Genomic DNA, 8,431 nt, shown 5'->3' on the forward strand with positions numbered 1-8,431 from the left:
CGGCGGCCCGGCCCGACACGCCCGGCTGACCTCTGCGTCGGCAAGCGCATCGACACTGTGGTCCGGTTCCTTTCGATCCGGAGACGGACACCGTCAACACGGTCGCCAACGTCGACGCATTCGCGAGCTCCCCGGCGACTCCAGGTGGGCCCTGAACGTGATCACGCCACGGTGACGGTCCCGCCAGATCGCACGCCCGGTCGGCGGCATGTGCGGATGCAGGGGAGGCCCGACAATGGGTCAGTGTTCAAGCAGCGTGTGTTGTCTGTGTGGGGTTCGCTGGCGGTCCTGGCCGTCGGCTGGGTCGTGGCGGGTGTGGCAGTGATCGCACAGCGGCAGGCCGAGGCTCAGCAGCGCCGGGTCGACCAGGCCCCGGCCTGCGAGGCGTCGCAGGTGTTCTCAGGCGTCACCTGCCGTGCGGTAGTCGACGGCACGGTCACCGCGCTCAGCACTCGGCAGGCCGAGGTCGACACCGGCGGCCGGCATCTGACGGTGGCCGTGTCTCTCCACCAGGTTGACGGCTCCGTACCAGGGACCCCGGTGCAGGTGACCGTGTACCGGGGCGCACCGATCCGCCTCGACGGTGACCACGTTCACATCAACGCGGAGGATTCCCCGGCTGACCGGCTCGCCGACGCCCGCGAGTTCGCCCGGGCCGCGATGTTCCTCGGCACATTCCTGGGCGGCGGGAACCTGATCATTGCCTTGGCCGTCCGCTGGTCGAACCGCCGCCGGCCCACGGTTGGCTGATCTGGCGAGTGGCGTCGCGAGTCTGCTCCGGATTTCGAACTGGTCTCAGGAGACCTTGTCGCGGAAGATCCGCATCACCTTCCGATCGCCTACCCCGTGCCACACAGGCCCGATGGCATCACCACGGCCGTCCGGCAGGGAAGCGATAGCCTTGCATGATCCAGCGTCCTCAATTCGGCACGAGTGCGCGCCGACCATGGGGATCGCGGCGGCCGAGGCGCTACGAAGCGTGACGATCTTCGACTGCCGCGGACGCCAGCCGTACCAATCCTAGCGAGCGACCTGCGGCAGATCAGTGCGCGTATAGAAGCTCGCCAGAGCCTTCGGTGAAGCTTCGGCCTGGTTAGCGGGGGAGTCGACACGTGTATCGTCTGCTGCAGGCGTCCTCAGACGAAAAAAGGCCTCATGTCGCGTACGCGGCCGGGTGTTCTTCGGCGGAGTCGTATCCCCAAAGCGGTATGGCACGACGTGCCTCACGTGCCAGGTCTCGACAGGCGCACTCAACACGAGATAAGCCAGATCGAACTTCAAACAGCGAACGACTGGGCGCGGTACGGCCTTTGGCCAGGGGCAGTCGCAGAAGCGTTGACCGCTTGGCGTCGCATCGCAAAGCTTCCTCGCACACGGATCTCGTTGCCGTGCGTCTGCTGCGGCCGTCATCCCCGCGCTCTGCTCCAGGAGGCGTTAGACAGACTGCCCGCGCCGGCAGCGACAGCGGTTGGACGGCAACTGATGCCACTCGACGACGAGTTCCACCGACGAACGGTGCCGGATCCGCATCTCCCGGAAGCGTGGCCGTGGTGGGATCGGCGGTTCATGCCCTAAGTGCACGCACATCGGCAAGGTCGTGCGTACAGCCGCCGGCCAGCCGTGACGGACAGTGACTGCAGTGTCGGTGGACCCGCGATGACAGCGGCATGAGCGGAAACCAAGATCGTGTCTGTGGAGGCGTGGCACGATGTGGAATCCGTGGGCGGTAGGAGTATCAGCCGGCGGGAGGTGGGAGGTGATGGCGCAAGAAGGTGGCGTTAGAGGCGTTATGCGGTCGACGGCGGAGTCTCGATTTCCGCGGGGTGGACGAGTAGCAGGAACGTCCGGGCCACGCTCATCCGCTGTGACCGGGGCCAGTCCAGTCCGGCGAGGGCGGCCGAGGCGGGTTCGTCGATCCGGCCGTTGATCCGGACTTCGCAGTTGTAGTACTCGCCGCCTTGGCCGACGAAGATGCGTACCCCGTTGAGGTATTCGCGGTCCAGCCCCGGCGTGATGACCGATGCGAGAGCTGCCCACGGTGCGGTGTCGACGAACCATTGCTGCTTGTCGCTGGTGCCGTCCACGCTCCAGCCGGTGACTCCGCCGACGATGGCGTGCCAGCCGGGGAAGCTGTCCGGCGTACCTGGAGACAGGTGGGTGGCGAGCCGTCCCCGCTGTTCGACCATCTCCAGCGCGGCCGCCGCCGTAGTGTCGATCCATGCCGCCAACGCCTGGCGGATCGCCTCCTCCGGGTCTTCCGCCAACCCCGTGGAGCAGTCGACCAGCGAGGTGCCGGCCGGCTCGTCGACATTGAGCAGGATCTCCAAGTCGAGGTGCTTGACACTGTCGGTGTGGGGAGCGGCTACCCGTACCCCGATCGTGCTGCCCTGGCAACGCAGCAGCGGGCCGGGCTCAATAGCCCATGTACGCCCGAGAAGGTCAGTCAACATCGGTGACGCCAGTTCGAGAATGCGCCGCGACGGCAGGGGCTCGCTCACGGGTGGCGACAGTACCAACCGTCAGCAGGCCACATCACCCACGGTCCGCGATCCTGGCGCGCCGCAGCACCGGAAAGACCGGGCCGATGCAGCGTACTGGTCGATGTTAGTCGCGGTGCGGAGGCGTCGACGGATGCTCTGCTCACAGAGTGCGCGACTCGCGGCATGTGCGGAAACCTGATCAAGCTCGCACCCGGAACCGGTCAGATGATGCCAGCTGGCCAGGGCTCCCTTTGGGCAGAGCTTTCGGAGCGGATCGCCATGCTGCGCTCGGCCGGTGAAGGCTACGTCGGAGGCATTGCCCAGAAGGCACTTGGCGGCGTCGTCCGGGCGTTCAGGCCGGCTTGGAGGGCGACGCGGCCGGATCGGTCTCGTACGCCTCGACTTCCCAGGACGTGACAGTGCCCGGCCCGCTGATCGCCGCGCGGTACGGGCCGGGATCGCGGGGCTCTGCGTTCGGCGGGAAGTTGCCCTGCCCGAACGTCCAGCGGCCGGTGCACGCAAGCCGGCCGTCGTCGGAGAAGGTGCGTCCGCTCACCCGCACCGACAGGTCGCCGGAGCCCGTGCAGCGCAGTCTGAGCAGGATCCGCAAGCCGCACCGGCGAACCTGATGATGCGCTCGTGGGATGGTCCGGCGGGCATACAAAGGAGAATCCGATGCGCAAGCTCGCCCGCGTCTTTGTCATGGCCACTGTCGTCGTGGTCGGCTCGCCACCGCCACCGCCACCGCCACCGCCACCGCCTCCGCCGCGTCGGCGGCCGATCCGTCGCCGGAGCTGAAGAAGAATGGAAAGGTCACCCCTGATGTGACGCCGCGCTAGGTGCACGGGTCCTCGAGACCGGCTCGGGCGGGTGCAAGCCCGCCGCCGCGAGGCCGAGATCGGCGACGAGGTCCGCTTCGCGACCAAGCCAGCGCTCGGGTTGCGGATACGCGCCCGCGCAATCGACGCTGGCCTGTCCGCGCAATGGGTCACCGCCGACGAGGCATACGGCAAGGACGCCAAGTTCCGACTGTGGCTGCAGCAACGCCACGTCAGCTACGTCCTGGCCGTGCCGAGCAACCAGAGGGCTCAACGCCGGGACACGTGTCCTGGGAAGGCAGGGACAGCGCCAGGACGCGCCTCGGGGCGTGCGACCCTGCCCTCCGGGTCGGACCGGTCGGCAGGCTCAACGGCATGCCCCGACAGCACCGAGCTGCCGTTCACGCCAAGTCCGACGCGTGAACCTAGGAGCTGGCTGGTCCATCGACATCGATTCTCGAAACGGAGCACGACTCATATGTTGTCCATACGACTACGCCACGTCCTCGCTGCTAGCGCGATACTGGCCGGCGCGGTGCTGGCCATCGCCGCGCTGCCCACCCATGACACCCCCAGCGGCAGCAGCCTCGCGGTACGCAACCAGCGCGGCTGCGAGACCGGCGAATGCCCCGGCGGGAACACCAACAGCTTCATTGCCGATACGCTGGTGCTGATGGCCGACGGGTCGACCAGACGCATCGTCGACGTCAGCCCCGGCGACCAGATCTCGGCCACTGATCCGGCCACCGGCGTGACGACCGCCCAGCCAGTCGTAGCGACCATCGTCGGCACCGGCAGCAAGGACCTGGTCGAGATCACTTCCGATGCCGGGTTGCTGACCGCGACCTCGAATCACCGGTTTTGGGTCGCAAACCGCGGTGGCTGGCACACCGCCGCCGAACTGGCCGTCGGCGACCTGCTCGGCGAAGCCGGCGAACTGCGCGTCGCAGGTCTGCGTACTACCACCCGGCCCGCCACCGTCTACAACCTCGACGTCACCGGCCCGCAGACCTTCACCCTCCAGGTCAGCGGACGCCAGGTACTGGTCCACGAGTAGACGGCTCGGACCACGCCGCGGCAGCACGCCCGGCCACGGCTTTCACCGCCCGGCATGCTGCCCAGCGCGTTGACCGTCGCTGAGCAAGGGCGAAAGCACCACCGGCCCTGAAACACACCTTCATGAACACCAACGGGCTGCTGCACTTTGATGCCCACTTCGGCAACATCCTGACCGACGGACGTCGTCTCTACCTGGCCGATCTCGGCCTGGCCACCTCGACCCAGTTCGATCTTGCCCCCGACGGGCGGGACCTCATCACGCAAAACCTCAGCCACGACGCATGCATCACGATGACGGAGCTGGTCAACTGGCTGGTCACCCACGTTGTCGCAGTAGCCGACCTCGCTACTGGCGGACCGGTCGAACGCAACGCCTACATCCGGCGCTGCGCCGCCGGGGCCCGACCGACGGGGGTCCCAGCATCGATCGCCACGCTCATCAGCCCCGCACCCGCCGTGGTTGTCATCAACGAGTTTTACGGGGGTCTGTTCCGAAGCCGGACAACGCCGTACCCCGGCACGAGATCACAGGGCGACCGCGCAGATCCTCGGCTTCGCGTCCGTCCCGCGGCGTCCCGCGCCCGTCGCAACTGGGCCGCAAGCGGGCGACAAGCCGCCCGCAACATGTGGTCCGATCCTGACTGGGCACTGGGGGCCCGCTCCGCGACCGGCCACGCCCGCTCACCTTCCGGCACCCAACCGTGCCGCGATCCCGGAAAGGACATCCCATGCGCAAGGTCCGCCTGCGCGCCGCGCTCGCCGCGGCCCTGACCACCGTCATCACGACTGGCCTGGCCGTGCTCAGCGCACCCGGCCCGGCGCTGGCCATCCCACCCGAATGCGACGTGCCCCAGCAGCCGTCGAGCTGTACCGGCCCCATCCACCACGATCCGGAGGGCGAGTTGCGCGGCGCGACCCGCGTGCCGGGCGGGGTACGGGTGACCGGCTGGGCCACCGACGCCGACGGCGGGCCTGTCGCCGTCGCCCTGCGCATCGGCCAGACCGAGGTCGCGACCCTCACCGCCGACCAGTTCAGTGCGGACCTCGGTGAGGACAGCTTCAACCGGGTCATCCCGGCGGTGGCCGGTACCTCGGTGTGCGCCACCGCCCGCAACATCGGCGCCGGCACGGATGTGGAAATCGGCTGCGTGGACGTGGCCATCGGCTTCGAGCCCTTCGGCAGCCTCGACGAACTGGCGCTGAACGGCGCGACCCTCACCGTCCGGGGTTGGGCGATCGACCCCGACACCGCCGAGCAGATCGCGGTCGACGTCTTCTATGACAGTGAACTCGTCGCGAGCCTGCCGGCCGGGGTGGACCGGCCCGACGTGGCGCAGAGCTATCCTGCGTACGGCGGTGTCCACGGCTATCAGGTCAACGTGGCGGCGAAGGGGGAGGGCTATCACACGGTGTGCGTGCGGGGCCGTCACTTCCAGGGCGTCGGCGGCCCGGAGCAGGACACCCAACTCGGCTGCCGGAGCTACTCGGTGCGGCACAACCCGGAGGGCGTGCTGACGACGGTGGAGCGGATCGGCCGCAACGTATATGTGCGGGGTTACGCCTCTGACCCGGACGACTCATGGACCGGCGTGACCGTGCGCGTCACCGTTGACGGCGTGGTGGTGCGGGAGAGCCGGACGGAGCACAACAAATACTACTTCAGCGCCGACTTCGCCTACATCGGCTCCCCGGGCGAGCACACCGTCTGCGTGTACGCCCTCAACCTGGGTCTGGGCACCGACATCCTCATCGAATGCAGGCCGATCACGGTGCCCTGGGCGGTGGCCGCGCCGACCATGACCATCGGCGAGGTGACCAGCACCAGCGTCGAGGTGACCTGGACCAGCACCGACCCGAACGTGGTTAGCTTCCGGGTCGAGCACACCGCCGACGGCGCGTGGGGCCCGGTGGGGACATACCCGCAGTGGCAGCACAGCCAGCGGTTTGACGGGCTGGGTGTGCACACGCCGCACTGCTACCGCGTGATGGCGGTCGGCTACTTCAGCGAGGCGTCATCGGCAGCGATCTGCGTGACCACGCCCGACGCCAGCTGACGAGCGGTCCCTCAATGATCAAGGCCCTGGTTGCCGTTCGGCAATCAGGGCCTTGGCCACTGGCTTCGGGGTGGACGTTGTCCAGACTTATAGGTCCTAACAAAAGTCGCACGACGTGTCGGTAGGTGATAACGCAGGTCGCGAGACCGAGGAAGGCCTCGTGGATGTCGTCGCGGCGTTCCCAGCGGATGCGGAGTCGCTTCATGCCGTGGTACCAGCGATCGCCCGTTCGACGACCCATCTGAACACGCCGAGGCCTGAGCCGTGTGGCGTGCCCCGACGGGCGATGCGTGGGCGGATGCCCTTGCTTCGGACGGCCTTGCGGTACTTGTCGTGGTCGTAGGCGCGATCAGCGAACAGCTCGTCGGGCCGCTGGCGTGGCCGGCCGCGCCGGCCACGTACGGGCGGGACCTCATCGATCAGGGGAAGCAGCTCGGTGACGTCGTGGCGGTTGCCGCCGGTCAATGAGGCCGCGACTACAAGGTGGCCCGACGAACTCGACAATCCACCATGAGACTCCCGCCAATGACAGCATTCTTGGCGCACCACTTCAGCTGAGCAGCCAAAATCACGTGCGCGTTCATCGGCAGATCCGTGAACGCCGGGTCGTTCTCCGGGCCTGGACACCACATACGGAAAATCACACCGGCCCGGCCGGCGGTGCGCTAGCTCGGCGGCAGATGCGGATGGCGCGGGTTGGACTGGTGCGGCACCATCACCGGGGTGGACGGGACCGAGGGGCAAGGGCGACGAGTCGCCGGCGGGGCAGGGAGCTGACGTGGTCGAGGGAGCTGGCGTACGCAGTGGCGAGGCGTTGGCGGTTCTTGACGGTGAGGTGCGGGGTTTCTTTCCGCCTGGGCGGTTGGTCTTTCCCGTCGCTGCGGCCGAGGTGGTGGCCCTGGACGCCGCGGTCCGGTCGGCGGCCGGTGATGTTCGGGTGGTCGGGCCGGAGCAGATCGACGCCTACCGTCGCTACCAGCAGGACCGCGGGTCGGGCGAGGACCGCCCGGCGTCCGCGCCGCGCAATCCCCTCGGTGTCGATGCGCTGCGTGGCTACGTCGCCCGACGCTTTACGGCCTTCGAGCGGACCCTGCTGGCCACCCGGGTACCGGTCGATCACGCGACCCTGACCGCCACGGCCGACGCGCTGGGGTTGCCGCTGGCGGAGCTGGTGCGGCGGCTGGACCCCGGGGCGAGTGCCGATGGGTGCGAGGTGGCCGTCGTGGTGCGGTCCACGCTGGCGTTGGCCGTCGCGCGGCTGAGCCAGCTGCGTGACCTGGGCGCGCCCGAGGTAGTCGTTGACGCGGAGTGGCAGCGGGCACTGCGGGTCGCCGCGGCTGGCTGGCGGCCGGCGATCGACGTCAACGCCTTGCTGCCCGACGTGACCGAGGTCGCCGCGCAGGTGGACCTCGATGCCTGGGACTCGCGGCCGGTGGTGGTCGGTGCGGACATCACCGACCTGGTGCTTCTCGCCGCGCTGTGCTGTATCGGCGCCGACACCAGGTCCCTGGTCGATGTCGATACCTCCGCGTTCAGTTGGCGCGACATCGTCAACGACGAGCCTGACGAGCCCAGCTACGGCCCCATCGCGGAGGATTCAGTCGTGGTGCGGCCCTGCCTGTCCTGGTGCGACGCGGGAGTAGAGCACATGGCGTACGCGCTCGTACCGCCCGCCGCCGCGCCGACGGTGAACGTAGCCACCGGTGCGCTCCTCGCGGTGACGTTTTCCGCAGGCGCCGAGGACCCGTGAGGCGCGGGGCTGCTGTCGGAAGCGTCATTGGAATACGCGCTGCTCGTGAGGCTTCCTGCAGGTCGGTACCGGGTGCGCACCGACGAAACCGTGGAGCGTGCGTAGGTCGCGCTGAACAGGCGGTGATCGAGCGAAGCTCCCTGTGAGGCGGCGCTTCGGACGGGAACAACGCACTGACATCGGCTACTTATCTAATTGGCGGTACGACCGCAGCCCGGCCAGGCTTGGTCGAGGTGATCGGCGGGGTAGCTCTCACATTCGGCTGCCCAC

At 68.3% G+C, this 8,431-nt stretch carries 7 protein-coding genes and 2 pseudogenes; 6 read left to right on the forward strand and 3 right to left on the reverse strand.

Features of this window, described 5'->3' with window-relative positions; all coding sequences use genetic code 11:
• Window positions 1-243: 243 nt before the first annotated feature.
• Window positions 244-750 carry a hypothetical protein gene (locus AB0K00_RS57200; protein ID WP_363540030.1) on the forward strand — a complete coding sequence of 169 codons (507 nt, stop codon included), beginning with the start codon at window positions 244-246 and terminating at the stop codon, window positions 748-750.
• 1,037 nt (window positions 751-1,787) lie between these two features.
• On the opposite strand, the gene AB0K00_RS57205 is transcribed toward AB0K00_RS57200, so the two are convergent.
• Window positions 1,788-2,498 carry a DUF6348 family protein gene (locus AB0K00_RS57205; RefSeq protein WP_363540032.1) on the reverse strand — a complete coding sequence of 237 codons (711 nt, stop codon included), beginning with the start codon at window positions 2,496-2,498 and terminating at the stop codon, window positions 1,788-1,790.
• Window positions 2,499-2,832: 334 nt separating this feature from the next.
• Window positions 2,833-3,090 carry a hotdog fold domain-containing protein gene (locus AB0K00_RS57210; RefSeq protein WP_363540034.1) on the reverse strand — a complete coding sequence of 86 codons (258 nt, stop codon included), beginning with the start codon at window positions 3,088-3,090 and terminating at the stop codon, window positions 2,833-2,835.
• 251 nt (window positions 3,091-3,341) lie between these two features.
• Between AB0K00_RS57210 and AB0K00_RS57215 the strand changes: the two are divergent.
• From AB0K00_RS57215 to AB0K00_RS57230, 4 genes and pseudogenes are all read left to right on the forward strand, one after another.
• A pseudogene (locus AB0K00_RS57215) lies at window positions 3,342-3,632 on the forward strand (transposase); the annotation flags it as partial.
• A gap of 201 nt (window positions 3,633-3,833) precedes the next feature.
• A complete protein-coding gene (locus AB0K00_RS57220; RefSeq protein ID WP_363540036.1) occupies window positions 3,834-4,355 on the forward strand; it encodes a Hint domain-containing protein in 522 nt (173 codons plus the stop codon).
• A 122-nt stretch (window positions 4,356-4,477) separates the two neighbouring features.
• A complete protein-coding gene (locus tag AB0K00_RS57225) occupies window positions 4,478-5,128 on the forward strand; it encodes a hypothetical protein (RefSeq protein WP_363540038.1) in 651 nt (216 codons plus the stop codon).
• Complete coding sequence (locus tag AB0K00_RS57230; RefSeq protein WP_363540040.1) at window positions 5,086-6,411, forward strand: fibronectin type III domain-containing protein; 1,326 nt, start codon at window positions 5,086-5,088, stop codon at window positions 6,409-6,411. Before AB0K00_RS57225 ends, AB0K00_RS57230 begins: the two co-directional genes overlap by 43 nt.
• A gap of 112 nt (window positions 6,412-6,523) precedes the next feature.
• Here the strand turns inward: AB0K00_RS57230 and AB0K00_RS57235 are convergent.
• Window positions 6,524-6,888, reverse strand: a pseudogene (locus AB0K00_RS57235) (transposase); the annotation flags it as partial.
• 301 nt (window positions 6,889-7,189) lie between these two features.
• Between AB0K00_RS57235 and AB0K00_RS57240 the strand changes: the two are divergent.
• Window positions 7,190-8,161: a hypothetical protein gene (locus AB0K00_RS57240; protein WP_363540041.1), complete on the forward strand. Its 972-nt coding sequence runs from the start codon at window positions 7,190-7,192 to the stop codon at window positions 8,159-8,161.
• Window positions 8,162-8,431 lie beyond the last annotated feature (270 nt).

The organism is Dactylosporangium sp. NPDC049525 (genome assembly GCF_040676755.1).
GTDB lineage: Bacteria > Actinomycetota > Actinomycetes > Mycobacteriales > Micromonosporaceae > Dactylosporangium.